Source organism: Alsobacter sp. R-9 (assembly GCF_054612375.1).
The window spans coordinates 172,468-194,950 of record NZ_JBTSWJ010000004.1 but is presented as its reverse complement, the minus strand read 5'-3'; the positions used below and the strand labels follow the sequence as shown (position 1 = coordinate 194,950).

The following is a 22,483-nucleotide window of genomic DNA, read 5'->3' as shown; positions in this document are numbered from 1 at the left end:
AGCGCAACAGGTGTACACCTTCCGACCTGCGCTTGCCGGAATGCGCCCCGCCGGACCGCGCTGGATGCCCTTGCGGCTGCAACGGAACGGGTCGTGATCGATTGATGGGTTGACCCGATCCGATCCGGTATGTTCTGTCCCATTCCGATGTCGCTGGCGAACCCGATGCGGGCCCATCCGTTCAACCTTCCGAATGTGCTGACCTACGGACGCGTCGTGGCCGTGCCCGTCGTGGTCATCTGCATGTTCTGGCCGGAGGAGTACTGGATGCGCTGGCTGGCGCTCGGCGTCTTCGCCGTGGCCGGCATCACCGACTATTTCGACGGCTACCTCGCCCGCGCCTGGTCCCAGCAGTCGGCGCTCGGGCGCATGCTCGATCCCATCGCCGACAAGCTGCTGGTCGCCGCCTGCCTGCTGATGCTGGTCGCCGACCGCACCATCCAGGGCTGGTCGCTGTGGGCGGCCATCGTCATCCTGTCGCGCGAGATCCTCGTCTCGGGCCTGCGCGAATACCTTGCCGAGCTGCGCGTCAGTGTCCCGGTCTCGGCCATCGCCAAGTGGAAGACGACGCTCCAGCTCGTCGCCGTCGGCTTCCTCATCGCCGGGCCCGCGGGCGAGGCGGTGCTGCCCGGCACCGTCGTCATCGGGCTCGTGCTGCTGTGGGTCGCCGCCCTGCTCACCCTCTACACGGGGTGGGACTACTTCCGCGCCGGCATCCACCACGTCATCGACCACGGGGCGTGAGGCGATGAAGCTCGTCTACTTCGCCTGGGTGCGCGAGCGCATCGGCAAGCCGGAGGAGACCGTCGAGGTTCCGGCCGGCGTGGTGACCGTCTCCGATCTCGCCGCCTGGCTTGCGACGCGGGGCGAGGAGTACGCCTACGCCTTCGAGAACCCGAAGGTGGTGCGCGCCGCCCTCGACAAGCGGCACGTGAAGCCCGACACGCCCATCGCCGGGGCGGGGGAGATCGCCTTCTTCCCGCCCATGACGGGGGGCTGAGGTGGACTGCCCCGTCACGGTGCGCGTGCAGGCGGAGGACTTCGACCTCGCCGCCGAGGTGGCCGCCCTCACCCGCGGGCGCACCGACATCGGCGCCGTCGTCACCTTCGCCGGGCTCTGCCGGGGCGAGGCCGGCACGCTGGCGGCGCTGGAACTCGAGCACTACCCCGGCATGGCCGAGGCCGAGATGGAGCGCGTCGCGCGGCAGGCCGCGGCCCGCTGGCCGCTGCAGGGCGTGACCGCCATCCACCGCCATGGCCGCATCGCGCCTGGCGAGGACATCGTCCTCGTCGTCACGGCGTCCGCCCACCGCGCCGCCGCCTTCGCCGCGGCCGAGTTCCTGATGGACTACCTCAAGACCGACGCCCCCTTCTGGAAGAAGGAGCACCGCGCCGACGGCACAGCCGGCGACTGGGTCGAGGCCAAGGAGAGCGACGACGAGGCCCGCGCCCGCTGGGGCCGCTGAGCGCCCGCTCCCTCTCCATGAGTGGCTGCACGTCGCGCGCGTCCCCTCCTCCTCGCGGGGAGGGGCAGGGGCGGGGCCTTGCAGTTCCCGCGAGGCGCTGGCCGGCGGCGGTCTCCCCTGACGACTCGTCGAATCCGGCGCGACCCCCACCCTCGGTCCCTCCCCACAAGGGGGAGGGAAGGGAGCCCGACGCCCGGCGGGGTGGCCGACGCCCGAGCCGTAATCTTCCCCCCCTTTCCCTTCCGGCCAGCTTGACCAGTGGGTCCGCACGTTCGCGCGCGTCCCCTCCCCCTTGTCGGGAGGGGCAGGGGTGGGAGTCTCGCCACGCTCGACATCACCGGCCGGCATTGTTTCGGCACGGCTTTTCTGCTATGGCCACGCCGCGCTCGCCAGACACCCCTGGAGGCACGGGCGCACGTCGTGAAGACGGGGCCGCGGGTCCACCTGACCTCGCCGGCCCTTTTCTCTTGAAGGAACAACATCATGTCCACCACCGTGAAGCAGCTCAAGGCTTCGTCGCGGCCGACCGGCGGCAAGGGGGCCGCGCGTGCCGTGCGTCGTCAGGGCCTCATCCCCGCCGTGATCTACGGCGCCGGCGAGCCGCCCGTCTCCATCTCGCTCGACCAGAAGGCGGCCCAGCTGCTGATCTTCGCCGGGCACTTCCTCACCACGCAGTTCGAGATCGACGTCGACGGCGCCAAGACCCGCGTGCTGCCGCGCGACTACCAGCTCGACCCGGTGAAGGACACGCCCCTCCACATCGACTTCCTGCGCCTCAAGGCCGGCCAGTCCATCCGCGTCGAGGTGCCGGTGCACTTCGTCAACCAGGAGACGGCGCCCGGCATCAAGCGCGGCGGCACGCTCAACATCGTGCGCCACGCGATCGAGATGCTCGTCCCGGCCGACAACATCCCGGAGTCGATCACGGTCGACCTCGCCGGCCTCGACATCAACGACTCGGTGCACATCTCGGCGGTGACGCTGCCGGCGAACTGCAAGCCGGTCATCGCCGAGCGCGACTTCACGGTCGTTACCATCGTCCCGCCGTCGGGCATGAAGGACGAGCCGGCCGCCCCGGCCGCGGCTGCCGCTCCGGCCGCCGCCCCGGCGAAGGCCGCCCCGGCCAAGAAGTAAGGCTCCGCCCACGCGGATGCTCGTGCGCCCCGCCTCGGCGGGGCGCATTGCTTTCGGGCGCCGCCCCGGCGGTCGCCGCGCGTTGAACCCCGCATCGGTGCGGGGAGCAGGAGCCGCCCATGCTGCTGTTCGTCGGACTCGGCAATCCCGGCTCGCGCTATGCGGGCAACCGGCACAACATCGGCTTCATGGCCGTGGACGAGATCGCGCGCGTCCACCGCGCCGGCCCGTGGCGCCGGCGGTTCCAGGGCGAGACCGCGGAAGCCACCATCGGCACCGAGCGCGTCATCCTGCTCAAGCCCGAGACCTACATGAACGAGAGCGGCCGCGCGGTCGGGGAGGCCATGCGCTTCTTCAAGATCCCGCTCGCCGACGTCGTCGTCTTCCACGACGAGCTCGACCTGCCGCCCGCCAAGCTCCGCGTGAAGCTCGGCGGCGGCAACGCCGGCCACAACGGCCTGCGCTCCATCACCGCCCAGTGCGGCAATGACTACCGGCGCGTGCGCCTCGGCATCGGCCATCCCGGCGTCAAGGAGCTCGTCCACGCCTATGTGCTGAACGACTTCGCCAAGGCCGAGCAGCCCTGGGTCGAGGACCTGTGCCGCGCCGTCGCCGACCACGCGCCGCTGCTCGCCAAAGGCGACGACGGCGCCTTCCAGAGCAAGGTCCACCTCGCCATGGAGGGTCGTGGCTGCGGCGAGGTGAAGGGCGTGAAGGAGGGCGGCGGCGGAAAGCTCTCCTGACGGCCCGCCAGTTGACGGACGGCCGCGGCGACGACATGAACCACGCAATGGACCACGCACGGCTGCGAGGGGGTTCTCCTCGCCGATCCTTTCCGGCATAAGCCTGCGGACCTCGAGAGACTGGTGACCTGATGGGCTTCAAGTGCGGCATCGTCGGCCTGCCGAACGTCGGCAAGTCGACCCTCTTCAACGCGCTCACGCAGACGGCGGCGGCGCAGGCGGCGAACTATCCGTTCTGCACCATCGAGCCGAACGTCGGCGACGTCGCGGTCCCCGACCCGCGCCTCGACACGCTGGCTTCCATCGGCGGCTCGGCGCAGATCATCCCGACGCGGATCACCTTCGTCGACATCGCCGGCATCGTGCGCGGCGCCTCGAAGGGGGAGGGGCTCGGCAACCAGTTCCTCGCCAACATCCGCGAGGTGGACGCCATCGCCCACGTCGTGCGCTGCTTCGAGGACGGCGACATCACCCATGTCGAGGGCAAGGTCGATCCCATCGCCGACATCGAGACCATCGAGACGGAGCTGATGCTGGCCGACCTCGAGAGCCTCGAGAAGCGCGTCACCGCGCTCGAGAAGAAGGCCCGCGGCGGCGACAAGGAGGCGAAGGAGCAGCTCGACCTCGTGCAGCGCTGCCTGAAGCTGCTGCAGGACGGCAAGCCGGCCCGCCTCGTCGAGCGCAAGGCCGAGGAGGAGAAGAGCTTCCAGATGCTCAACCTCCTCACCGCCAAGCCGGTGCTCTACGTCTGCAACGTCGAGGAGGCCTCCGCCCACGACGGCAACGCCTTCTCGGCGAAGGTGTTCGAGCGGGCGAAGGAGGAGGGCGCGGTCGCGGTCGTGGTCTCGGCCAAGATCGAGAGCGAGATCGCCGTCCTCGCCCCGGACGAGCAGAAGGAGTACCTCGAGGCCGTCGGTCTCGACGAGCCGGGCCTGAACCGCGTCATCCGCGCCGGCTACGACCTGCTGCACCTCGTGACGTACTTCACCGTGGGCCCGAAGGAGGCCCGCGCCTGGACGATCACGAAGGGCACCCGCGCGCCGCAGGCGGCGGGCGTGATCCACACCGACTTCGAGAAGGGCTTCATCCGCGCCGAGACGATCGCCTACGACGACTACGTCCGGCACAAGGGCGAGTCCGGGGCGCGCGACGCAGGCCGCTTCCGCCTCGAGGGCAAGGACTACGTGGTCGCCGACGGGGACGTCCTGCACTTCCGCTTCGCCAACTGAGGACACGGCGGGACGACCCGCCCCTCATCCGCCTCCGCTGCGCCGCGGCACCTTCTCCCCGTGGGACGGGGAGAAGGGACGCCCGGTCGCTGCTGCTTTCGGCCCTCGGCGACGCCGCGGCATCTCTCCCATCCGCCGGAGTGGCGCCGCCCGCCCTTCGCCCCGCTTGCGGGGAGAAGGTGCCCCGAAGGGGCGGATGAGGGGCATTCGCTCAGACCGGTATCCGGACCGTCGCGCGCAGGCCGCCGAGCGGGCTGTCGCCGAGGATGATGTCGCCGCCGTGGGAGCGGGCGATGTCGCGGGCGATCGCGAGGCCGAGGCCGGTGCCGCCCTCGTCGACGTTGCGGGCCTCGTCCAGCCGCACGAAGGGCTTGAACACCTCCTCGCGCTGGTCCGGCGGAACGCCGGGACCATCGTCGTCGACGGTGATCGTCAGCCAGCGGGCGTCGCGCACGGCGGTGATGGCGATGCGGTCGCCGTGGCGCGCGGCGTTCGACACGAGGTTGCCGATGCAGCGCTTGAAGGCGTCCGGGCGTACCGTGGCGACGGGATCGCCGCTGACGGTCACCTCGGTCGCGTGGCCCGAGCGCTCGGCGTCGACCTTCAGGTCCTCCAGCAGCGCGCCCATGTCGGTGGCGGCGGGCTGCTCGCCGGCGTCGCCGCGGGCGAAGGCGAGGTAGGCCTCCAGCATGCGGCTCATCTCGTCGACGTCCTTCTTCAGGGCCTCGACCTCCGGCGCGTCCTCGTCCTCCATCAGAGCCAGCGACAGCTTGAACCGCGTCAGGATGGTGCGCAGGTCGTGGCTCACGCCGTTGAGCATCGCGGTGCGCTGCTCGATGGCGCGCTCGACGCGCCGTCGCATCTCGATGAAGGCGTGGCCGGCCTGCCGCACCTCGCGCGCGCCGCGCGGCGAGAAGTCGATCTCGCGGCCCTTGCCGAAGCTCTCCGCCGCCTCCGCGAGCCGCAGGATCGGGCGGATCTGGTTGCGCAGGAAGATGACGGCGATGCCGAGCAGCACCAGCGAGGTGCCGACCATCCACATCAGGAAGATGTGCGAGTTGGAGGCGTAGGCCTGCGAACGGCGCGTGAGGACGCGCAGCACGCCCTTGTCGAGCTGGATGCGGATCTCGACGAGGTTCGAGCGGCCCACCGTGTCGATCCAGAACGGCCGGCCGATCTGCTGGCGCAACTCGCGCGAGAGGCTGGAATCGAGGATCGAGAAGAACGGCTTCGGCGTCGGCGGGGGCAGCGGCTCGGGCGGCAGCATCTCGATGTCGAGCGCCAGTCGGTCCGCCGCGATGCGGGTCAGCGTCTCGTAGTCCTTGTCCTGCGGGTAGCTCTGGGCGATGTCGATCAGCGCCGCGATGTCCTGCGTCACGGCGGCCGAGAGGCGGCGCGTCACCGTCTGCCAGTGGCGCTCCATGAAGGCATAGGCCAGCACCGACTGCAGGATCACCATCGGCGCGATGATGATGATGAGGGCGCGGGCGAAGAGCCCCTTCGGCAGCCGCGCGCCGACGAACCGCATGATCCTGCGGCCGAGTGCCGGGCGCCGCGGGAGCTCTGCGGTCGCCACGGCGGGTCCTACTCCACGACCAGCCGGTAGCCGCTGCCGCGGACCGTCTGCAGGTGCTGCGGGTTGGCCGGGTCGACTTCGATCTTGCGCCGCAGGCGGTTGATCTGGACGTCGACCGTGCGTTCGTTGGAGGCCTCGCCCGAGGCCGACAGCGCCTCGCGCGGCACGGTCTCGTTGGGCTGGCGCGACAGGATGCTGAGGATCTCGCGCTCGCGGTCCGTGATCCTGATGATCTCCTCGCCCTGGCGCAGTTCGCCCTTGTCGATGCGGTAGACGAACGGGCCGAAGCGGACGATCTCGGGCTGCGTCGGGGCCGTGGTCTGGGCCGATGCCGTGCGACGGATGATGTTGTTGAGCCGCAGCACCAGCTCGCGCGGCTCGAAGGGCTTGGGCAGGTAGTCGTCGGCGCCGATCTCGAGCCCGCGCACCCGGTCCTTCGCGTCGGCGCGGGCGGTGAGCATGAGGATCGGGACGCTCGAGGACTCCCGCACCCACGCGGCGAGGTCGAAGCCGTTCTCGCCCGGCATCATCACGTCGAGGATGTAGCCGTCGAAGACGAAGTTGGCGATCTGCGACCGCGCGTCGGCGGCGTCGCGCGCCGTCGTCACCCGGTAGCCGTGCTCGCTGAGGAAGCGCGAGAGCAGGTCGCGCAGGCGGCGGTCGTCGTCGACGACGAGCACGTGCGGCGCGTCGTCCGCCGGGACCGGCCGCGGGCGGGCCGCGTTCACGCGCCGTCCTCGCCGTCGGCGTGGGCGAAGCGCTCCACCGTGCCGCGGTCGGTCGGGTCGATCATCGCCTGCAGGAAGCGCCGCGCCGCCTCCGCGGCCTCCGGGCCGGCCTCGGCCAGCGCCCGCGAGATGCGCCGGGTCTGCAGGTCGGCGAGGTCGCGGGCGAGCTGGCGCCCGCGCGCCGTGGCGAAGAGCAGCCGCTGGCGGCGGTCGGTGAGCCCGGCGCGCTGCTCGACGTATTCCTGCTCGAGCAGCTCCTTCAGCACGCGGTTGAGGCTCTGCTTGGTGATGCGCAGGATGTCGAGGAGCTCTGCGATGGTCAGCCCCGGGTTTCGGTTGACGAAATGCAGCACGCGGTGGTGCGCCCGCCCGAAGCCGTACTGCTCGAGGATCCGGTCGGGGTCGCCCACGAAATCCCGGTAGGCGAAGAACAGCAGTTCGATCAGCTCGTGATGCGCGCGCCCGGCGCCGGCCGCCGCGTCGCGCTGGATGTCGAGAGCCGTCTGCATCGAGGGGGAAGGCTCCGTCGTTTTTATGTCAGCGTTGTTGACATATTTCAGAGTGATTGTTACTCGTCAAGGCCTCGCGGCGAAAGGAAAGTGCGCCCGGCCCTGCCGGAGACGCGCCGACCGGACCGTGCGGGCGTCGCTGCGCCCGCCGCCGCCACCATGAACGACAAAGTCCAAGGAGACCGTCATGTCCGTCATCCCGTTCGACCGCCGCGAGGGTTACATCTGGTTCAACGGCGAGATCGTGCCGTGGACCGACGCGAAGGTCCACGTGCTGACGCACGGCCTCCACTACGGTTCCAGTGTGTTCGAGGGCGAGCGCTCCTACGGCGGCGTGATCTTCAAGTCGACGGAGCACTCGCAGCGGTTCCACAAGTCGGGCGAGATCCTCGACTTCACCATCCCGTACTCGGTCGCCGAACTGGACGCCGCCAAGCACAAGGTGCTCGAGCTGAACAACCTCAAGGACGCCTATGTCCGTCCCGTCGCGTGGCGCGGCTCCGAGATGATGGCCGTCTCCGCCCAGCACGCGAAGATCCATGTCGCCATCGCGGTGTGGGAGTGGCCGTCCATGTTCGACATGGCGACCAAGATGAAGGGCATCAAGCTCGACCTCGCCGAGTACCGCCGCCCCGACCCCATGACCGCTCCGTCGGCGGCGAAGGCGGCCGGCCTCTACATGATCGCCACGCTCTCCAAGCACCGCGCCGAGAAGCGCGGCTTCGCCGACGCGCTGATGCTCGACTGGCAGGGCCGCGTCGCCGAGTGCACCGGGGCCAACGTGTTCTTCACGCGCGATGGCGTGATCCATACGCCGATCGCCGACTGCTTCCTCGATGGTATCACGCGCCGCACCACGATCGACCTCGCCAAGCGGCGCGGCATCGAGGTGGTCGAGCGCCGCATCCTCCCGGACGAGCTGCCGAGCTTCAACGAGTGCTTCATCACCGGCACCGCCGCCGAGGTGACGCCGGTCTCGCAGATTGCCGAGCACGTCTACCAGCCGGGCAACATCACCCGCACGCTGGTCGAGGACTACTCCGCCGAGGTGCGCCCGAAGGCCGTCGCCGCCTGACGATGGGGGTGTCGAAGGACGGCTCACCCCCACGCGGCCCGGCGCCGGCGGGCTCCGGCCCCTGGCACGTCAACCTCGCGGCGGCCCGCGCGGCCGTGACGGCCTCTGGCTGCCGCTTCGCCAAGGTGCTTGGCAGCGGCAGCATGAGCGTCGAGCTCTACCAGCCTCAGTCCGTCGATCCGCAGACGCCGCACGAGCAGGACGAGCTCTACGTCGTCGTCGCCGGCAGCGGCACCTTCGTGCGCGACGGCGAGAGGCGTCCCTTCGCGGCGGGCGACGTGATCTTCGTCCCGGCGGGCATGGAGCACCGCTTCGAGAAGTTCACCCGCGACTTCGAGACGTGGGTGATCTTCTACGGCCCGGAGGGCGGCGAGGGCTGAGGCTCCCGGCGTGAGCTTGTTCGCATCTATAGGAATAATAGCTTGACGACGCATGCATCGTCGCGCATGTTGTCGAGGCCTCGCCGCCTGGGCGAAACCGGATCGACCGGAGCGGGGCCGGATCGCGGGGCATGGGCCCGTGTCCCGTTCCGCGGCGAAAGACGGGTTGTGACGACGCCCTGACGCCACCCTGACCACCGGCCCGTCGCGCGGCGGCCGGACCGGAACACAGGCCGAGGCCGCGGACCTCCCGAAAGGAGGCTCCGCGGGCGAGGCCCCGCAGAGCAGTAGGCACGGGAGGCGGTCCACGCCCACCCCCTTCCTCCATTCTTCCCCGGACGGCCTCCCGTCGCCCTCTCCCGGAACCCCCGTCGCCGATGGCGCCGGGCGCCTTGACGCGCCTGCCGGGGCTCAGGGACAACGCGTCCGCAGGAAGTCCCGCACCGCAGGATCCTCGGACAGCCCGATGGCAAGGCCGAAAGCGGCCCGCGCCTCCTCCACCGCCCCCGAGCGCGCCAGAAGGTGTGCCCGCAGCGCCCAGTAGGGCTGGTAGCTGCGCACCGCGTCCTGCGGCAGGGCGTCGAGCAGGCGCAGTCCTGCGACCGGCCCGGACGCCTCCGCGTGGGCGGCGGCGTGGCTGACGCGGGCGCCGATGCCCAGCGCGAACACGAGCAGCGCGTCGTGCAGCATCGCCACCATCGGCCAGTCGGTGGTGCCCGCTCGGGCCCGCATGGCGTGAACGGACTGGATGGCCGCCTCGGTCTGGAACCGGCCGGGGCGACCCAGTGCCGCCGCCCTTCGCAACGCCTCCTCCGCCTCGCGCTGCAGCGGCTGGGACCACAGCGCCGTGTCCTGCTCCGCCAGCGCGACGAAGCCGCCGGCGGCGTCCCGGCGCGCGTCGCGCCGCGCTTCGCAGTGCAGGACGAGGGCGAGGAGGCCGAGAGCCTCCGGCTCGCCCGGCAGCAGGTCGACCAGCAGGCGGGCGAGGTCGATCGCCTCGCCGGCCAGGCCGGCCCGGCGCGGATCGGAGCCCGACACGTCGTCCCAGCCCGTGCCGTAGGCGGCGTAGACCGCCTCCAGAACGGCCGCGAGACGCTCGCCCCAGGCCTCCGGCCCCGGCACCTCGAAGCGCAGGCCCGCGTCGCGGATGCGCGCCTTCGCCCGCACCAGCCGCTGGCCCATCGTCGCGGGCGACGTGAGGAACGCGCCGGCGATCCGCGCCGCGTCGAGGCCGAACACGGTCTGCAGCATCAGCGGCGTCCGCGCGCCGGGGTCGATCTGCGGGTGGGCGCAGACGAAGAGCAAGGCGAGGCGGGTGTCGGGGATGTCGCGGGATGCGGCGGCCATGCGCTCCTCCTCCGCCTCGGCCAGCGCGTCGAGCAGCGCTTCCGTCGCGTGGCTGCGGGTGGCGGCGCGCCGGGCGGCGTCGATGAGGGTGCGGCGGGCGGCGGTGAGCAGCCACGCCTCCGGCTTGTCCGGCACGCCCCGGATTGGCCACGTCTCCAGCGCCGCGCGGAAGGCCTCCGCCAGCGCGTCCTCGGCGGCGGCGACGTCCCGGGTCCGGGCCGAGAGGAAGGCCAGCAGCCGGCCATAGGACGTGCGGGCGGCCCGCTCGGCCGCCCGCCGCGGATCGGACGGGGCTTCTGTCACGCCGCCGGCATGGGCGGCAGCGCCGGCCGCACCTCGACCCGGCCATACGTTGCCGCAGGGCTGCGGGCCGCCCACTCAAGGGCCGTGTCGAGGTCCTCCGTGTCGAGCACGAAGAAGCCGCCGAGTTGCTCCTTGGTGTCGGCGTAGGGCCCGTCCTGGACCTGCCGGCGACCGTCCGCCACCGAGACGGTGACGGCCGCCGCAGGGCCCTGCAGCCCCTGGCCGCCCGAGATCAGGCCCGAAGCCCGCAGGGCGCCGATGTAGTCCATCCAGGCGCCCCAGTAGGCGGAGCTCTTGTCGTGCTGGGCACGGTCCTCGAAGAGGTCGCGGGGTTCGTACATCAGGAGCACGTAGGCCATGGGTTCCTCCATCGGCGCAGGGTTGCAGTGGCGGAGGCGGCGGTAAAGTCAGTCGGATGCCGCTTCCGATGCCATGACGGGCGGCGGGGGAGGATTTCGACCGGCCGGAAATAAAAAGAGGGATGGGTTGGCAAGGGACCCAGTCGTCTTTACCTTTCCGGTATCGATAAGGAGATCGCAAGAATGGCGACCGCGACCCTGTCCTCGAAGTTCCAGATCAGCGTGCCCAAGACTGTCCGCGAGGCTCAGGGATGGTCCGCCGGGCAGAGGTTCGTCTTCATCCCGAAGGGTGCCGGCGTACTCATGATGCCGGTGCCCGATGAGGATCGACTGCACGGACTCGCCAAGGGCGCGAACACGGACGGCTACCGCGACCGATCGGACCGCACCTGATGCGGGTCGTCGACACTTCGGCATGGATCGAATGGCTCGTCGGCAGTGCCTCCGCCGACGCCGTCCGGTCGATGTTGCCCACGCGTGATCGGTGGATCGTGCCGACACTCGTCCAGCACGAACTGGCGAAATGGCTGCTTCGGGAAAAAGGGGAGGAGGCCGTCGACGAGGTCATCGCCTTCACGATGACGTGCCGCCTCGTGCCGCTCGACACCGGGATCGCTCTCGCCGCGGCGACGGTGTGCCGGGACTTCCGGCTGGCGACGGCGGATGCCCTGATCTATGCGACGGCGCTCGACCAGAAGGCCGATCTCGTGACCTGCGACGGGCATTTCGAAGGCCTGCCCGGAGTGCACTTCATCCGGAAGGGCTGAGCCCCGCCCGTCAGTCGAACAGGCTCGACACGCTCTCCTCCAGCGCCGTGCGGCCGATGGCCTCGCCCAGCAGGCTGGCGATGGAGATGACGCGGATGTTGCGGGCGACCTTGACCGCCTCGGTGGGCTGGATCGAGTCGGTGAGCACCAGCGTCTTCAGCTTGGAGGCGGCGATGCGGGCCACCGCGCCGCCCGACAGCACGCCGTGCGTGATGTAGGCATGCACCTCCTTGGCCCCCTCCTTCAGCAGCGCCTCGGCGGCGTTGCAGAGGGTACCGCCGGAATCGACGATGTCGTCGACGAGGATGCAGGTGCGCCCCTCGACGTCGCCGATGATGTTCATCACCTCGCTCTCGCCGGCGCGCTCGCGGCGCTTGTCGACGATGGCGAGCGGCGCGTCGATGCGCTTGGCGAGTGCCCGGGCGCGCACCACGCCGCCGACGTCCGGCGAGACGACCATCAGGTTCGACAGTTCCATCCGCTCCTTGATGTCGCGGACCATCACGGGGGCGCCGAACAGGTTGTCGGTGGGGATGTCGAAGAAGCCCTGGATCTGTCCCGCGTGCAGGTCGACCGTCAGCACGCGGTCGGCGCCGGCCTCGGTGATCAGGTTGGCGACGAGCTTGGCCGAGATCGGCGTGCGCGGGCCGGCCTTGCGGTCCTGCCGGGCATAGCCGAAGTAGGGCAGCACCGCCGTGATGCGGCGGGCGGAGGAGCGGCGCAGCGCATCGATGATGATGAGCAGCTCCATGAGGTGGTCGTTGGCGGGGAACGAGGTCGACTGGATCACGAAGACGTCCTGGCCGCGGACGTTCTCCTGGATCTCGACGAAGACCTCCATGTCGGCGAAGCGCCTGACCTGGCACCTGGCGAGAGGCGTCTCCAGATAGGCCGCGATCGCATCCGCGAGCGCCCGGTTGGAGTTGCCCGCAACGAGCTTGATCGCGGCTTTCATCGGCTCGGCCTTCACTGATCCCGCATGGCGCGACTCCGGCCCTTCGCCGGCCGGACCTGCGTTCTGCGGGCTCTGTAACAGCCTGCTCCCGCCCGAACAATACGATGCCGCCGTGACATCAACATCAAAACGGCGGCAATGGCTCCCGGATTGTGCAGACCTGCCCCGTCGGGATCACTCGTCCGGGGTGAAGCCCATGGCTGAGGTACCCGCCGTGCGCGGCCCCGTGAGCCCGGTGCCGCCGACGGACGGGCTGCCGGCGAGGAAGGCGGCCACCTCGTTCATGCTCTGGGCGGTCGCCTTGCTGATCTGCGTCTCGCCGATCCGCGACCAGGGGTCGTCCGCCTCGCCCTTGGCGAGCGTCGTCGTGGACACGCGCTGCGCGCGCTTCTTGGAGGCGTCGAAGACGTCCCAGACGATGGCCAGCGCCGTCTCGCCGTCGCCGGTCGAATAGGCGGTCAGGTAGCCCTTGAGCCGGTAGCGCGGCTGCTGCTCCGACGACACCAGCTCGATTCGCCGGGCTGAAGCCTGCGAGGCGACCTCGGCGTTGACCTTCGCCTGCAGGGCGGGCGGGGCCCCCTCGATGGTCTCCACGGCGACGGGCACGCCGGCGGCGGAGACCGCCTGGCCCTCCATCAGGCCCTGCTGGCACCCGGCCAGCGCCAGCGCGCCCAGAGCGGCTGCGATGGCCGCTCCCCAGCGTGTCGTGGCGCCCGTCCGTGCCGGCATCTCGTCCCCGTCGGCGGCCGCTCCGGCGGCCCGCAAGGCCTGCATCATTACGCCGAACGCCGGTGGAGGTCCAGTTGGAGCCCCGCGGGAACGGTTGACGGCCGGCGGCGGCGGCCGCAAAGGTCGCGGAAAGGGCGGGCCGTGGAGCACCGCCCGCAACCCCAGGAAGCGCCATGTCCCAGCTCGCCATCCCCGACCTCGCCGGCAAGGTCGTGCTCGTGACGGGAGGCTCGACCGGCATCGGCGCGGCCGCCGCGAAGGCCTTCGCCGCCAACGGCGCGCGCGTCATGGTGCACTACAACGAGAGCCGGGACGCGGCGGAGGCGGTCGCCGCCGCCATCGCTGCCGCGGGCGGCGACACCGCCACCGTGCAGGGCGACGTGGCGGAGCCGGGCGTTCCGAAGCGGATCGTCGAGGCGACGGCCGGGCGCTTCGGCCGGCTCGACGTGCTCATCAACAACGCCGGCGGCATGCTCGGCCGCAAGAGCCTGCCGGAACTCACCGACGAGCACTACCACCGCGTGATGAACCTCAACGCGCTCTCGGTGGTGGCGCTGACGCGCGAGGCGCATCCGGTGATGAAGGCCTCCGGCGGCGGCGCCATCGTCAACGTCACCTCCATCGCCGCGCGCAACGGCGGCGGCGGCGGGGCGGTGCTCTACGCCGCGTCGAAGGGCTTCGTCTCGACCTTCACGCGCGGCATCTCCAAGGAGCTCTGGGCCGACCGGACCCGCGTCAACGCGGTCGCGCCGGGCGTGATCATGACGCCCTTCCACGAGCGCTACTCGAACGCCCAGCAGATCGAGGCCATGCGCCAGACGGTGCCGATGGGGCGCGTCGGCACGCCGGAGGACTGCGTCGGGGCGTTCCTGTTCCTCGCCTCGGACGCGCTGTCGGGCTACATGATCGGCCAGATCATCGAGGTGAACGGCGGCCAGCTGATGCCCTGACCGCCGTCAAGTCAGGCGGCGCCGGCGCGGCGCTCCCAGAAGGCGGCGCCGGTGAACTCGAACACGCGCTCGCCGCGCTGGTTCTCGGCCCAGCTCAGCTGCGTCACCAGCCCCCACTGCGGGCGGGAGGCGGAGGGGCGCTTGTCGACCACTTTCGCGTAGTAGGTGAGCGTGTCGCCGGGCTTCACCGGCTTCAGCCACCTGAGGTCGCGGAAGCCCGGCGAGGGGCCGAGCCTGGGGAAGGGGCGGCCCTGCGCGGTCGCCTCCTCCTCCTGCCGGCGGTAGCACTCGACGCGCAGGCGCATCCAGATCGCCGCCGTGTGCCAGCCCGACGCGCACAGCCCGCCGAAGTGGCTGGCCGCCCCCGCGGCCTCGTCGAGGTGGAAGGGCTGCGGATCGAAGGCCGCCGCGAACGTCTTGATCTCGTCGGCCGTGAAGGTGTGCAGGCCGAGCTCGTCCGTGTCGCCGATGGCGATGTCGTCGTAGAAGGTCGTCACGCCGCCGCCTCCGCGCCCCGGAGGCCGAAGATGATGCTGTTGGTCTGGTCCATCACCACGTCGCCCGCCTCGGTGACGAGCTCGAAGCGGAAGCGGACGTAGCCGCGGTCCGTCCGCGTGGCGGAGCGGCGGGACTCGAGCACGGTCTGCCGTACCGACAGCACGTCGCCCGGGCGCACAGGCTTCAGCCAGCGCAGCTCGTCGATGCCGGGCGAGCCCATGCCGGTGCTGCCGTTGAGCACGTTGTCGGCGAGCATTCGCATCAGGATGCCGCAGGTGTGCCAGCCCGAGGCCGCGAGGCCGCCGAGGATCGAGCGGCCCGCCGCCGCCTCGTCGAGGTGCATGGGCTGGGGGTCGAACTGCCGCGCGAAGGACAGCACCTCCTCGCGCGTCACGGCGTGCCGCCCGAAGGTGGTCACCGCCCCGGGGACGAAATCTTCGAAGGCAAGGGACGGCAAGGCTTCCTCCAGAAGGCGTCTTCCTGGCGCGCGGCCCGTCACGACCGCCGCCGAAGGCCTAATGAAGCCTGCGCCCCCCGGCAAGTCCCCCTTTCGGCGGCGAGGGCCGCCGCGCGGTCCGGGTCAGTAGAGGCGCCCGCCCTCCGGGACCGTCCGATCGGGGCCGATCAGCATGACGTTGCCGTCGGCGTCGGGGACGCCGAGCGTCAGCACCTCGGACATGAAAGGCCCGATCTGGCGCGGCGGGAAGTTGACGACCGCCAGCACCTGCCGCCCCACCAGCGTCTCCAGCGGGTGGTTCACCGTGATCTGCGCCGAGGAACGCCTGGTGCCGATCCCCGGCCCGAAGTCGATCGTCAGCTTGAAGGCCGGCTTGCGGGCCTGCGGGAAGGGCTCCGCCGCCACGATGGTGCCGACGCGGACGTCGACCTTGAGGAAATCGTCGAAGGTGATCGTCGGCGCCGGGGGCGCGGTCTCGGCCATGGGGTCTCCGGAGGGTGGGTCGCGCCGGGGTCAGACGGCGCGGACGCTCTCGTCGTCGTCGTAGGGATCGCGTGGGGCGCGCTGGCGCTCGCGGAAGCGGCGGCCGCGCTCGGCGGCGCGGTCGAACACCGCGCGCAGGGGCGCGGTGATGCGGCACAGGTCGCTGAGCCCGCCGACGATCTGCCCGGCCCGCCGCAGTTCGCGGTCGAGCACGGCCATGGTGCGGGCGAGGCCCGGGTCGTCGTCGTCGAGCCAGGCGTCGAGCACCCGCGCCCACAGCAGCGCGGCGCCCTGCGCCTTCAGCGCCCCCATCGGGCCGGCGGTGTCGATCTTCGCCGCCGCCAGCATGTAGCGCATCGAGTTGACGGTGAGCTGGTTCAGCGCGGCGAGCGAGAGCGGGTCGCGCGCCACGTCCGGGCGCATGCGACGCAGGCCGGCGCGGTAGGGCGCCAGCGCGTCGAGCCGGCGCATCAGGACGTCGAACAGCCGCTCGCGCGCCGGCTCCTCGTCGAGGTCGTCGCCCGTGCCGTCGAGCACGATGCGGTCGACCCGGCGGGCGAGCCCGCCCAGCACGGCGCCCTTGGAGGGGAACGCGTCGCGCAGCTCCGCCAGCGACGCGTCGGCCGCCTCGGCGATCTCGCGCAGGTCGAAGGCGTCCCAGTCGTGCTCGGCCGCCAGCGCCATCGTCGCGTCGATGACGCGGTCGCGGACGCTGCCGGCGGGCGGCGCGCCGGCGGGCGCCGCGGCGGCGCGGCGGTTCACGCCGGCCTTCTTCGCGCCGGGCTTGCTCTCGGGCTGGCTCACGGGCTTCCTGGCCATGGCAAGGCCTCCTTCTCGATGCTCTGTCGACTGGCAAGATAGGGTGGCGCGAGCGGCCCGTCCAAGGCCGCGGCGTCGCAACCGCCGTCTCAGCCCGACAGTTCCTCGGCGCGGCGGCGCGCGGCGTCCACCGCGTCGCGCATCAGCGGGTCGAGCCCGTCGCTCGCCATCAGCACGGCAAGCGCCGCCGCGGTGGTGCCGGCGGGGGAGGTCACGTTCTCGCGCAGCGTCGCCGGCGAGAGGTCGGAGCGGTGCATCAGCTCGCCCGCACCCTCGACGGTCGCACGGGCGAGGCGCGCGGCGAGGTCCTCGGGAAGCCCCAGCGCGACGCCCGCCCGGGCCAGGCACTCGGTGAGGTAGAAGACATAGGCGGGGCCGGAGCCGGAGACGGCGGTGACGGCGTCGATCAGTTCCTCGCGGTCGACCCATTCGACGCGGCCGACGCCCGACAGCAGCCCCTGTGCCAGCTCCCGCTGGTGCGCGCTCACCTCGGGGCTCGCCGCCATGCCGGTGATGCCGCGCTGCACGGCGGCGGGCAGGTTCGGCATCGCCCGGACGACCGCCTTCAGCCCCGGCAGGCGGCTCTTCAGGTTGCCGATGGTCTTGCCGGCGAGGATCGAGACGAGCAGCGTCTGCGGCCCGATGTGCGGCGCCAGCGAAGGCGCGGCCTCGTCCAGCATCTGTGGCTTGATGCCGAGCAGGATCACCTCCGGCGTCGGGATCGATCCCGGGCTCGGGTTCAGCGCGATGCCGTGCTGCTCGCACGTGGCCACGAGCGAGGGCGAGGCGTGCGGGTCGAGGATCGTGGTGTTGGCGCTGTCGAGCCCCATGCGCAGCCAGCCTTCCAGCATGGCGCCGCCCATCTTGCCGCAGCCGACGAGGAGCAGCGGGGAGGGCAGCAGGGGGGACGGCGTGGCGGGATTGGACATGGCATCGCTCGCGATCGGGCACGGTCCGTGCCGGTGCCGTTATCGCGCGGGCGACCGCCCGCTGTCACGCATCCTGTGCGGGTGCCGGCGTCAGCGGGAAAGACGAAGGGGAAGCGGAACCGGCGGCGGCGCGGCCTGTGCCGGCCCCGCGGCGATGCAGCTCAGGCCTCGCCGACCGTCTCGAACATCGCGCCTTCCATCGCCTCGCGCGGCGTCTTGCCCGCCCACAGGACGAACTGGAAGGCCTGATAGTACCGGTCGCAGGCGTCGATGGCGACCTTGAGCAGGCTCTCGCACTGGCGGCCGTTCGGCTCCGCCCCGCCCGCCAGCAGCAGCGAGTGGCGGAACATCACCACGTCCTCGTTGCTCCACAGGTCGAAGTGGCCGACCCACAGCTGCTCGTTGATCATCGAGACGAGCTCAAGCAGCTCCGTCCGCCGGCGCTGCGGCACCTTGAGGTCGAACGCGCAGGCGATGTGCAGCGCCTCCATCTCGTCGAGCCAGGTGAAGGCGACGTGATACTCGGCCCAGGCACCGGAGACCGAGACGGAGATCTCGTTCTCGTCCGCGCGGTCGAAGGACCAGTCGTGAACGGTGGCGAGGCGTTCCACCACGTCGAGCGGATGCTCGGCGCGTTCGACGACTTCCAATTCCAATGCGGACATGCCGATCCCCGGCTCGAGAAGCAGGTCGCGTCGTCGACGCGGTCGCACGCGCTCACCGGACCACAAGGACCGCCGGCGGACGCGCCGCCTGCGGGCCGAACCCGCCGCCGCCCCGGACGCCCCTCGCGGAAGCCCCCGGATTCGTTGGCGAATCACCTGTCTGTCCGACCATAACGCGGTCGACTCGTGCGGTTCAACGAGCGAGTTGGACCGTCTTGGATTCGGTCCCGCGGCACAATCGCACCACCGGGTCCGTCCACAGCGGAAGGGCGACGAGGCCGCCGCGCGAAGGGCCGATCAGGGAAACCGAGGCGTCGCTCGATGCCGCGAGACCAGCGGGGCCTGGGTGCTGGGCGCGACGGGCGGTGAAGGGGGTCTTCGCTCCCCCTCGTGGGGAGGGATCGAGGGTGGGGGTCCCGCGGTGTGCGCCGGCGCCCTTCGTCCTCGCGCAGAAGGCGAGCTGCGGCGCCCTATCGGATCGCGCCCGGCGGGCGCGGCGCCGGCTCGAGGTCGACCACGCCCTGACCCTCGCCGCCGTCGTCGAGATCGTCCGAGCCGCCGCCGAGGAGCCCGGGGATGCCCAGCATCATGGGCCGGCCCGTGGGCAGTGGCGCGCGCGCCTGCGGCGCGGCCGGAGCCGGCGCGGCGGCGACGCGCGGCGTCATCTGCCCGCGCGAGGCGAGGTAGGCCGGAAGGCGCGGGTCGAACTTCAGCACCGGCTTGCACACCGTCCGCCCGCGCGAGTGGCGGGCGAGGTCGAGGTGCAGGTGGTCGTAGTGGAAGGCGTCCGAGCCCGGCCCGAGCACCGTGGTGAAGTGGCTGCAGGAGCCGACGAACACCTCGCGCAGGAACTCCTGCTCGCGCGGCGACCCGCGCCAGCCCCGCGCCACCGTGATCTCGCGCCCGTCGGCGAGGCGGAAAGCCATCACGTCCATGGCGTTGCCGAAGGCGTGCTCGGAGCGCGGCCCGCCGCGGCGGTTGTTGACGTTGCGGCAGGAGTAGGAGCCCGACTTCAGCTCGACCACCGGGGAGCCGAAGTAGAGCTCGGCCGAGGGCTGCACCACCTCCTCCACCCAGCGGTCGATGACCGGGATGATCGGGCAGGCCAGCGTCGCCCGGCTCGACAGCCCCACCGAGCCGTCGGCGACGGCGGTGAGGCGGAAGGGACGGAGCATTCCGCAGGCACCGGGGCCGTCGATCTCGCGCGCGGATTCGACGTAGGCGGTCACCTTCACCGCCTTCGAGGCCAGGCACGCCTGCTCGGCCTCGTCGCGCCAGGGCTCGCGCTGCTCGAAGTTGAACAGGCCGCATCCGGACAGGAGGACGAGGACGCCGGAGAAGACGCCGTACTTGACAGCTCCGCGTCGCATGTCCGGGACATTGCGTCGGTGCCTTTAAGCCTTCGTGAAGCATGACGGGGCCGAAACGTCCCGAAGCTGGACGCCGGCGCGCGGGACCCCGAAAGACTTTGGCAGGCGCGTCGGGAGACGGGGCCGACGGCCGCGCCTCTCAGGCCGCGAGCGTGATCGCCGCGATCAGCCGGCCGTAGTCCGGTTCGCCGCGGTGGACCGTGCGCCGGTAGCTGAAGAAGCGGTCCGGATCGGAATAGGTGCACAGCCCGAGGTCCGCGAAGCGGCCGACGCCGGCATGCGACAGGCGGTGCCCGATGTAGGACGGCAGGTCGAACAGGCTGTGCCCCGCCCGCTCCGACGGCCGGAAGAAGCTCGCATCGTCGGCGCGCAGCGACACGAAGCGCTCGACGAACTCCGGGCCGACCTCGTAGGCGTCGGGCCCGATGGTGGGGCCGAGCACCGCCACGACATGCGCCCGCTCGGCGCCCAGCGCCTCCATGCCCGCCAGCGTCGCCTCCAGCACGCCGGTGAAGGCGCCGCGCCAGCCGGAGTGGCAGGCGCCGATCACGCGGGCCCTGGCGTCGGCGAAAAGCACCGGGCCGCAGTCGGCCGTGGCGATGGCGAGGCCGACGCCCGGCGTGCGGGTGACGAGCCCGTCGGCCCGCGGCTTCGCCCCTGTCCACGGCCCCTCGGCGACGACCACGTCGGGCGAGTGGATCTGGTGCACGTTGACGAGGTGGTCCGGCGCCAAGCCGAGCCAGCGGGCCATGCGCGCCCGGTTCTCGGCGACCGCCTCCGGCGCGTCGGCCGAGCCCTGGCCGCCGTTGAGGCTCTCGTAGATGCCGCCCGAGACGCCGCCGCGGCGGGTGAAGAAGCCGTGCCGGATGCCGGGAAGGTCCAGCTCCCGCGCCTCGATCGCCTCCGCCCCTTCCACCTGCGCCGTCATGCCGTCGCGCCTCCGCTGATTCCCGGTGCGGCCCCACCGTCCGGGGCACGGCCGGGCCTGTCAAATCCGGCCAGAGCCGCAATCCGGCCGTCGCCGAGGGCCATCACCTTGAACAATGCTCCCATGCCGCCCGGCCCGCCCCCGGCGAGCCTCTCGCGAGCCGCGTGCACCGCCGCCGCCCGCTCGGGAGCGGCGCCGCGCGCCAGCCTCTCGGCCCGCGCCGCGAGGCCGAGGGCGTCGAGGAACGCGCCCTGCGTCACCGGGCCGTGCACGAGCACGCCGGACCCGGCCGCCGCCCGGGCCAGCGCGGCGAAGTCGACGTGGACGGTGACGTCCGCCTCGCCCGGCTCGGCGAGGACGTCGACGAAGGCATGGCGCTTCACCGCCTGCAGCGTGTCGCCGATGCCGGCGCCGTCGTGGCCGTAGTCGATGGCCAGCAGCGCGCCCCCCTGCGACGCGAACCGCGCGGCGAGGCTTCGCACCACCGCCGTGGCGGCAGCGGGCACCTCGACGACCGCGCCCTCCGGCGCTGCCAGCGCGATGCCGCGGTGCGGCTCGGCGGCGAGGCCGAAGCGCAGCGCGCCATCCTCGCCGAGGCCGACCAGCCGCTCGCACCAGCCGCGTGCCGTGCGCACGAACTGGGCCACCGGCAGCGCGTCGAAGAACTCGTTGGCGATCACGATCGCGGGGCCCGGCGGGATCGTGTCGAGGCCGTCGTGCCATGCCGGCCGCGTCGCCGCGCCTGCCAGCGTCGCCGCCTGCCGGGCGCGCAGCACGGGGCTCGTCTCGACGAAATGGACGTCGGCGGCCGCCAGAAAGGCCGGCACGAGCCGCGCCGCGCGCAGCGCGTCGGCCATCAGCGTGCCGCGGCCCGGACCGAGCTCGACGAGCCGCAGCGGCGCGGGCGAGCCCATCCGCTGCCACGTGTCGACGCACCACAGGCCGAGGAGCTCGCCGAACATCTGCGAGACCTCGGGCGCCGTGACGAAGTCGCCCTCCGCGCCGAAGGGATCGCGCGTCATGTAGTAGCCGTGGCGGGGATGGCCGAGGCAGAGCGCCATGTAGCGCTCCACCGGAATCGGCCCCTCGGCGGCGATCAGCGCGGCGATCTCGCGGCCGAGCGGCGTCACCGGGAGGCGGTCTCCGAGGACGCGGCCGCGGACGCGTCCGCCCGCCGCGCCCGCAGCACCAGCACGAGGCCGGCGGCCACCAGCGGCAGCGACAGCAGCATGCCCATGGTGGCGCCGCCCATGAGGAAGCCGAGCTGCGGGTCGGGCTCTCGGAAGAACTCGCAGACGATGCGCGCGAGCCCGTAGCCCATGCCGAACAGGCCGCTGACGAGCCCCGGCCGCTTCAGCGCCCCGGCGCGAATGGCGAGCCACAGCACGACGAGCAGCACGAGCCCCTCGAGCGTGGCCTCGTAGAGCTGGCTCGGATGGCGGGGCAGGGGCCCGGCGTTGGGGAACACCATGGCCCACGGCACGTCGGTGGGGCGCCCCCACAACTCCGCGTTGATGAAATTGGCGATGCGCCCGAGCCCCAGCCCGAGCGGCACCACGGCGCAGGCCACGTCGGAGAGGCTGGTCAGCGGCAGCCCGCGCCGCTTCGCCAGCAGCAGCATGGCGAGCCCGCAGCCGATGAGCCCGCCGTGGAAGGACATGCCGCCCTTCCACACCGCCAGCGCCTCGCCCGGATGCTGGAGGAAGAAGTCGAGGTTGTAGAAGAGCACGTAGCCGATGCGCCCGCCCAGCACGACGCCGAGGGCGGCGTAGACGAGCAGGTCGTCGAGGTCCTCCACCGTCGGCCGCGGCCGCCCGCCCCACAGCGCCGCATCCGCGGCGAGGCGCCGCGCATAGAGCCAGCCGCCGATCAGGCCGGCGATGTAGGCGAGCGCATACCAGCGGATGGCGAAGGGGCCGACCTGCACCAGGACGGGGTCGATCACCGGGAAGGGGATCACGAAGGTCGTCATCGCGGCTCCGGGCACGGGCGCGACGCACGGCCGCCGCGCGGTGGGCAAGGCAAGGGTGGCCCCGTGCATGCGCCGCGTCGCCGGCAGCGTCAAGCGTGGCGGCGGGCCGGGT

Annotated in this window: 28 protein-coding genes; 11 read left to right on the top strand and 17 right to left on the bottom strand. The window is 71.8% G+C overall.

Annotated features, from left to right (window positions below):
* Positions 1–129: 129 nt before the first annotated feature.
* From pgsA to ychF, 6 genes are all read left to right on the top strand, one after another.
* Positions 130–744 (top strand): CDP-diacylglycerol--glycerol-3-phosphate 3-phosphatidyltransferase, encoded by a 615-nt coding sequence (gene pgsA / locus ACX9GQ_RS08960; RefSeq protein WP_459629174.1) that lies wholly within the window; start codon positions 130–132, stop codon positions 742–744.
* A gap of 4 nt (positions 745–748) precedes the next feature.
* Positions 749–1,000: a molybdopterin converting factor subunit 1 gene (gene moaD, locus ACX9GQ_RS08955; RefSeq protein ID WP_459629173.1), complete on the top strand. Its 252-nt coding sequence runs from the start codon at positions 749–751 to the stop codon at positions 998–1,000.
* Position 1,001: 1 nt separating this feature from the next.
* Positions 1,002–1,466: a molybdenum cofactor biosynthesis protein MoaE gene (locus ACX9GQ_RS08950; RefSeq protein WP_459629172.1), complete on the top strand. Its 465-nt coding sequence runs from the start codon at positions 1,002–1,004 to the stop codon at positions 1,464–1,466.
* A 483-nt stretch (positions 1,467–1,949) separates the two neighbouring features.
* Positions 1,950–2,600: a 50S ribosomal protein L25/general stress protein Ctc gene (locus ACX9GQ_RS08945; protein WP_459629171.1), complete on the top strand. Its 651-nt coding sequence runs from the start codon at positions 1,950–1,952 to the stop codon at positions 2,598–2,600.
* A gap of 119 nt (positions 2,601–2,719) precedes the next feature.
* On the top strand, positions 2,720–3,343 hold the full coding sequence (gene pth, locus ACX9GQ_RS08940) for an aminoacyl-tRNA hydrolase (RefSeq protein ID WP_459629170.1): 624 nt from the start codon (positions 2,720–2,722) through the stop codon (positions 3,341–3,343).
* Between the two features lie 131 nt (positions 3,344–3,474).
* A complete protein-coding gene (gene ychF / locus ACX9GQ_RS08935) occupies positions 3,475–4,572 on the top strand; it encodes a redox-regulated ATPase YchF (RefSeq protein ID WP_459629169.1) in 1,098 nt (365 codons plus the stop codon).
* Between the two features lie 211 nt (positions 4,573–4,783).
* On the opposite strand, the gene ACX9GQ_RS08930 is transcribed toward ychF, so the two are convergent.
* Genes ACX9GQ_RS08930 through ACX9GQ_RS08920 form a run of 3 tightly spaced genes read right to left on the bottom strand, consistent with a single transcriptional unit; the run spans position 4,784 to position 7,385 of the window.
* Positions 4,784–6,100 carry an ATP-binding protein gene (locus ACX9GQ_RS08930; protein WP_459629315.1) on the bottom strand — a complete coding sequence of 439 codons (1,317 nt, stop codon included), beginning with the start codon at positions 6,098–6,100 and terminating at the stop codon, positions 4,784–4,786.
* Positions 6,101–6,156: 56 nt separating this feature from the next.
* Complete coding sequence (locus ACX9GQ_RS08925; RefSeq protein ID WP_459629168.1) at positions 6,157–6,876, bottom strand: response regulator; 720 nt, start codon at positions 6,874–6,876, stop codon at positions 6,157–6,159.
* Positions 6,873–7,385 (bottom strand): MarR family winged helix-turn-helix transcriptional regulator, encoded by a 513-nt coding sequence (locus ACX9GQ_RS08920; RefSeq protein ID WP_459629167.1) that lies wholly within the window; start codon positions 7,383–7,385, stop codon positions 6,873–6,875. Before ACX9GQ_RS08920 ends, ACX9GQ_RS08925 begins: the two co-directional genes overlap by 4 nt.
* Positions 7,386–7,572: 187 nt before the next feature.
* Between ACX9GQ_RS08920 and ACX9GQ_RS08915 the strand changes: the two genes are divergently transcribed.
* Both ACX9GQ_RS08915 and ACX9GQ_RS08910 read left to right on the top strand, forming a co-directional pair.
* Entirely contained in the window at positions 7,573–8,460 is an 888-nt protein-coding gene (locus tag ACX9GQ_RS08915) for a branched-chain amino acid aminotransferase (RefSeq protein ID WP_459629166.1), read from the top strand.
* A gap of 8 nt (positions 8,461–8,468) precedes the next feature.
* Entirely contained in the window at positions 8,469–8,840 is a 372-nt protein-coding gene (locus tag ACX9GQ_RS08910; protein ID WP_459629165.1) for a cupin domain-containing protein, read from the top strand.
* Between the two features lie 411 nt (positions 8,841–9,251).
* Here the strand turns inward: ACX9GQ_RS08910 and ACX9GQ_RS08905 are convergent, their stop codons facing one another.
* Together ACX9GQ_RS08905 and ACX9GQ_RS08900 are read right to left on the bottom strand one after the other, a co-directional pair.
* On the bottom strand, positions 9,252–10,490 hold the full coding sequence (locus ACX9GQ_RS08905) for an RNA polymerase sigma factor (RefSeq protein WP_459629164.1): 1,239 nt from the start codon (positions 10,488–10,490) through the stop codon (positions 9,252–9,254).
* Complete coding sequence (locus ACX9GQ_RS08900) at positions 10,487–10,849, bottom strand: YciI family protein (protein ID WP_459629163.1); 363 nt, start codon at positions 10,847–10,849, stop codon at positions 10,487–10,489. The genes ACX9GQ_RS08905 and ACX9GQ_RS08900 overlap by 4 nt, the downstream gene beginning before the upstream one ends.
* A gap of 183 nt (positions 10,850–11,032) precedes the next feature.
* On the opposite strand from ACX9GQ_RS08900, the gene ACX9GQ_RS08895 reads away from it, so the two are divergent.
* The gene (locus ACX9GQ_RS08895) at positions 11,033–11,242 is read left to right on the top strand and encodes an AbrB/MazE/SpoVT family DNA-binding domain-containing protein (RefSeq protein ID WP_459629162.1); all 210 of its coding nucleotides are present in this window, start codon (positions 11,033–11,035) and stop codon (positions 11,240–11,242) included.
* Positions 11,242–11,616 carry a PIN domain-containing protein gene (locus ACX9GQ_RS08890; protein WP_459629161.1) on the top strand — a complete coding sequence of 125 codons (375 nt, stop codon included), beginning with the start codon at positions 11,242–11,244 and terminating at the stop codon, positions 11,614–11,616. Before ACX9GQ_RS08895 ends, ACX9GQ_RS08890 begins: the two co-directional genes overlap by 1 nt.
* Positions 11,617–11,626: 10 nt before the next feature.
* On the opposite strand, the gene ACX9GQ_RS08885 is transcribed toward ACX9GQ_RS08890, so the two are convergent.
* On the bottom strand, positions 11,627–12,571 hold the full coding sequence (locus ACX9GQ_RS08885) for a ribose-phosphate pyrophosphokinase (RefSeq protein ID WP_459629160.1): 945 nt from the start codon (positions 12,569–12,571) through the stop codon (positions 11,627–11,629).
* A gap of 174 nt (positions 12,572–12,745) precedes the next feature.
* The gene (locus tag ACX9GQ_RS08880; RefSeq protein WP_459629159.1) at positions 12,746–13,348 is read right to left on the bottom strand and encodes a hypothetical protein; all 603 of its coding nucleotides are present in this window, start codon (positions 13,346–13,348) and stop codon (positions 12,746–12,748) included.
* Between the two features lie 125 nt (positions 13,349–13,473).
* Here ACX9GQ_RS08880 and ACX9GQ_RS08875 point away from each other — a divergent pair, with 125 nt between their 5' ends.
* Positions 13,474–14,250 carry an SDR family NAD(P)-dependent oxidoreductase gene (locus ACX9GQ_RS08875; protein WP_459629158.1) on the top strand — a complete coding sequence of 259 codons (777 nt, stop codon included), beginning with the start codon at positions 13,474–13,476 and terminating at the stop codon, positions 14,248–14,250.
* An 11-nt stretch (positions 14,251–14,261) separates the two neighbouring features.
* Here ACX9GQ_RS08875 and ACX9GQ_RS08870 read toward each other — a convergent pair whose 3' ends face one another.
* The 10 genes from ACX9GQ_RS08870 to lgt all read right to left on the bottom strand — a co-directional run bounded on the left by ACX9GQ_RS08870 (position 14,262) and on the right by lgt (position 22,371).
* On the bottom strand, positions 14,262–14,747 hold the full coding sequence (locus tag ACX9GQ_RS08870) for a MaoC family dehydratase (RefSeq protein ID WP_459629157.1): 486 nt from the start codon (positions 14,745–14,747) through the stop codon (positions 14,262–14,264).
* Positions 14,744–15,205, bottom strand: a complete 462-nt coding sequence (locus tag ACX9GQ_RS08865; protein ID WP_459629156.1) for a MaoC family dehydratase — start codon at positions 15,203–15,205, stop codon at positions 14,744–14,746. The genes ACX9GQ_RS08870 and ACX9GQ_RS08865 overlap by 4 nt, the downstream gene beginning before the upstream one ends.
* A 123-nt stretch (positions 15,206–15,328) precedes the next feature.
* Positions 15,329–15,688, bottom strand: a complete 360-nt coding sequence (locus ACX9GQ_RS08860) for a tRNA-binding protein (RefSeq protein ID WP_459629155.1) — start codon at positions 15,686–15,688, stop codon at positions 15,329–15,331.
* A gap of 30 nt (positions 15,689–15,718) precedes the next feature.
* Positions 15,719–16,507 carry a TetR family transcriptional regulator gene (locus ACX9GQ_RS08855; protein ID WP_459629154.1) on the bottom strand — a complete coding sequence of 263 codons (789 nt, stop codon included), beginning with the start codon at positions 16,505–16,507 and terminating at the stop codon, positions 15,719–15,721.
* An 89-nt stretch (positions 16,508–16,596) separates the two neighbouring features.
* Positions 16,597–17,436: a pyrroline-5-carboxylate reductase gene (proC, locus tag ACX9GQ_RS08850; protein WP_459629153.1), complete on the bottom strand. Its 840-nt coding sequence runs from the start codon at positions 17,434–17,436 to the stop codon at positions 16,597–16,599.
* Between the two features lie 161 nt (positions 17,437–17,597).
* Positions 17,598–18,101 carry a type III secretion system chaperone family protein gene (locus ACX9GQ_RS08845; protein WP_459629152.1) on the bottom strand — a complete coding sequence of 168 codons (504 nt, stop codon included), beginning with the start codon at positions 18,099–18,101 and terminating at the stop codon, positions 17,598–17,600.
* A 470-nt stretch (positions 18,102–18,571) separates the two neighbouring features.
* The gene (locus ACX9GQ_RS08840) at positions 18,572–19,471 is read right to left on the bottom strand and encodes an extensin-like domain-containing protein (protein ID WP_459629151.1); all 900 of its coding nucleotides are present in this window, start codon (positions 19,469–19,471) and stop codon (positions 18,572–18,574) included.
* 139 nt (positions 19,472–19,610) lie between these two features.
* Entirely contained in the window at positions 19,611–20,399 is a 789-nt protein-coding gene (gene pgeF, locus ACX9GQ_RS08835; protein ID WP_459629150.1) for a peptidoglycan editing factor PgeF, read from the bottom strand.
* Positions 20,396–21,529 carry a class I SAM-dependent methyltransferase gene (locus ACX9GQ_RS08830; RefSeq protein ID WP_459629149.1) on the bottom strand — a complete coding sequence of 378 codons (1,134 nt, stop codon included), beginning with the start codon at positions 21,527–21,529 and terminating at the stop codon, positions 20,396–20,398. The genes pgeF and ACX9GQ_RS08830 overlap by 4 nt, the downstream gene beginning before the upstream one ends.
* On the bottom strand, positions 21,526–22,371 hold the full coding sequence (gene lgt / locus ACX9GQ_RS08825) for a prolipoprotein diacylglyceryl transferase (protein ID WP_459629148.1): 846 nt from the start codon (positions 22,369–22,371) through the stop codon (positions 21,526–21,528). Before lgt ends, ACX9GQ_RS08830 begins: the two co-directional genes overlap by 4 nt.
* Positions 22,372–22,483 lie beyond the last annotated feature (112 nt).

What these genes read in the sequence shown, in the direction of transcription:
- pgsA (WP_459629174.1), top strand. Translation starts at nt 130, where the DNA reads ATGTTCTGTCCCATTCCGATGTCGCTGGCGAACCCGATGCGGGCCCAT.
- moaD (WP_459629173.1), top strand. Translation starts at nt 749, where the DNA reads ATGAAGCTCGTCTACTTCGCCTGGGTGCGCGAGCGCATCGGCAAGCCG.
- ACX9GQ_RS08945 (WP_459629171.1), top strand. Translation starts at nt 1,950, where the DNA reads ATGTCCACCACCGTGAAGCAGCTCAAGGCTTCGTCGCGGCCGACCGGC.
- pth (WP_459629170.1), top strand. Translation starts at nt 2,720, where the DNA reads ATGCTGCTGTTCGTCGGACTCGGCAATCCCGGCTCGCGCTATGCGGGC.
- ychF (WP_459629169.1), top strand. Translation starts at nt 3,475, where the DNA reads ATGGGCTTCAAGTGCGGCATCGTCGGCCTGCCGAACGTCGGCAAGTCG.
- ACX9GQ_RS08930 (WP_459629315.1), bottom strand. Translation starts at nt 6,100, where the DNA reads ATGCGGTTCGTCGGCGCGCGGCTGCCGAAGGGGCTCTTCGCCCGCGCC.
- ACX9GQ_RS08920 (WP_459629167.1), bottom strand. Translation starts at nt 7,385, where the DNA reads ATGCAGACGGCTCTCGACATCCAGCGCGACGCGGCGGCCGGCGCCGGG.
- ACX9GQ_RS08915 (WP_459629166.1), top strand. Translation starts at nt 7,573, where the DNA reads ATGTCCGTCATCCCGTTCGACCGCCGCGAGGGTTACATCTGGTTCAAC.
- ACX9GQ_RS08900 (WP_459629163.1), bottom strand. Translation starts at nt 10,849, where the DNA reads ATGGCCTACGTGCTCCTGATGTACGAACCCCGCGACCTCTTCGAGGAC.
- ACX9GQ_RS08895 (WP_459629162.1), top strand. Translation starts at nt 11,033, where the DNA reads ATGGCGACCGCGACCCTGTCCTCGAAGTTCCAGATCAGCGTGCCCAAG.
- ACX9GQ_RS08890 (WP_459629161.1), top strand. Translation starts at nt 11,242, where the DNA reads ATGCGGGTCGTCGACACTTCGGCATGGATCGAATGGCTCGTCGGCAGT.
- ACX9GQ_RS08885 (WP_459629160.1), bottom strand. Translation starts at nt 12,571, where the DNA reads ATGAAAGCCGCGATCAAGCTCGTTGCGGGCAACTCCAACCGGGCGCTC.
- ACX9GQ_RS08880 (WP_459629159.1), bottom strand. Translation starts at nt 13,348, where the DNA reads ATGATGCAGGCCTTGCGGGCCGCCGGAGCGGCCGCCGACGGGGACGAG.
- ACX9GQ_RS08875 (WP_459629158.1), top strand. Translation starts at nt 13,474, where the DNA reads ATGTCCCAGCTCGCCATCCCCGACCTCGCCGGCAAGGTCGTGCTCGTG.
- ACX9GQ_RS08860 (WP_459629155.1), bottom strand. Translation starts at nt 15,688, where the DNA reads ATGGCCGAGACCGCGCCCCCGGCGCCGACGATCACCTTCGACGATTTC.
- ACX9GQ_RS08855 (WP_459629154.1), bottom strand. Translation starts at nt 16,507, where the DNA reads ATGGCCAGGAAGCCCGTGAGCCAGCCCGAGAGCAAGCCCGGCGCGAAG.
- proC (WP_459629153.1), bottom strand. Translation starts at nt 17,436, where the DNA reads ATGTCCAATCCCGCCACGCCGTCCCCCCTGCTGCCCTCCCCGCTGCTC.
- ACX9GQ_RS08845 (WP_459629152.1), bottom strand. Translation starts at nt 18,101, where the DNA reads ATGTCCGCATTGGAATTGGAAGTCGTCGAACGCGCCGAGCATCCGCTC.
- ACX9GQ_RS08840 (WP_459629151.1), bottom strand. Translation starts at nt 19,471, where the DNA reads ATGCGACGCGGAGCTGTCAAGTACGGCGTCTTCTCCGGCGTCCTCGTC.
- pgeF (WP_459629150.1), bottom strand. Translation starts at nt 20,399, where the DNA reads ATGACGGCGCAGGTGGAAGGGGCGGAGGCGATCGAGGCGCGGGAGCTG.
- lgt (WP_459629148.1), bottom strand. Translation starts at nt 22,371, where the DNA reads ATGACGACCTTCGTGATCCCCTTCCCGGTGATCGACCCCGTCCTGGTG.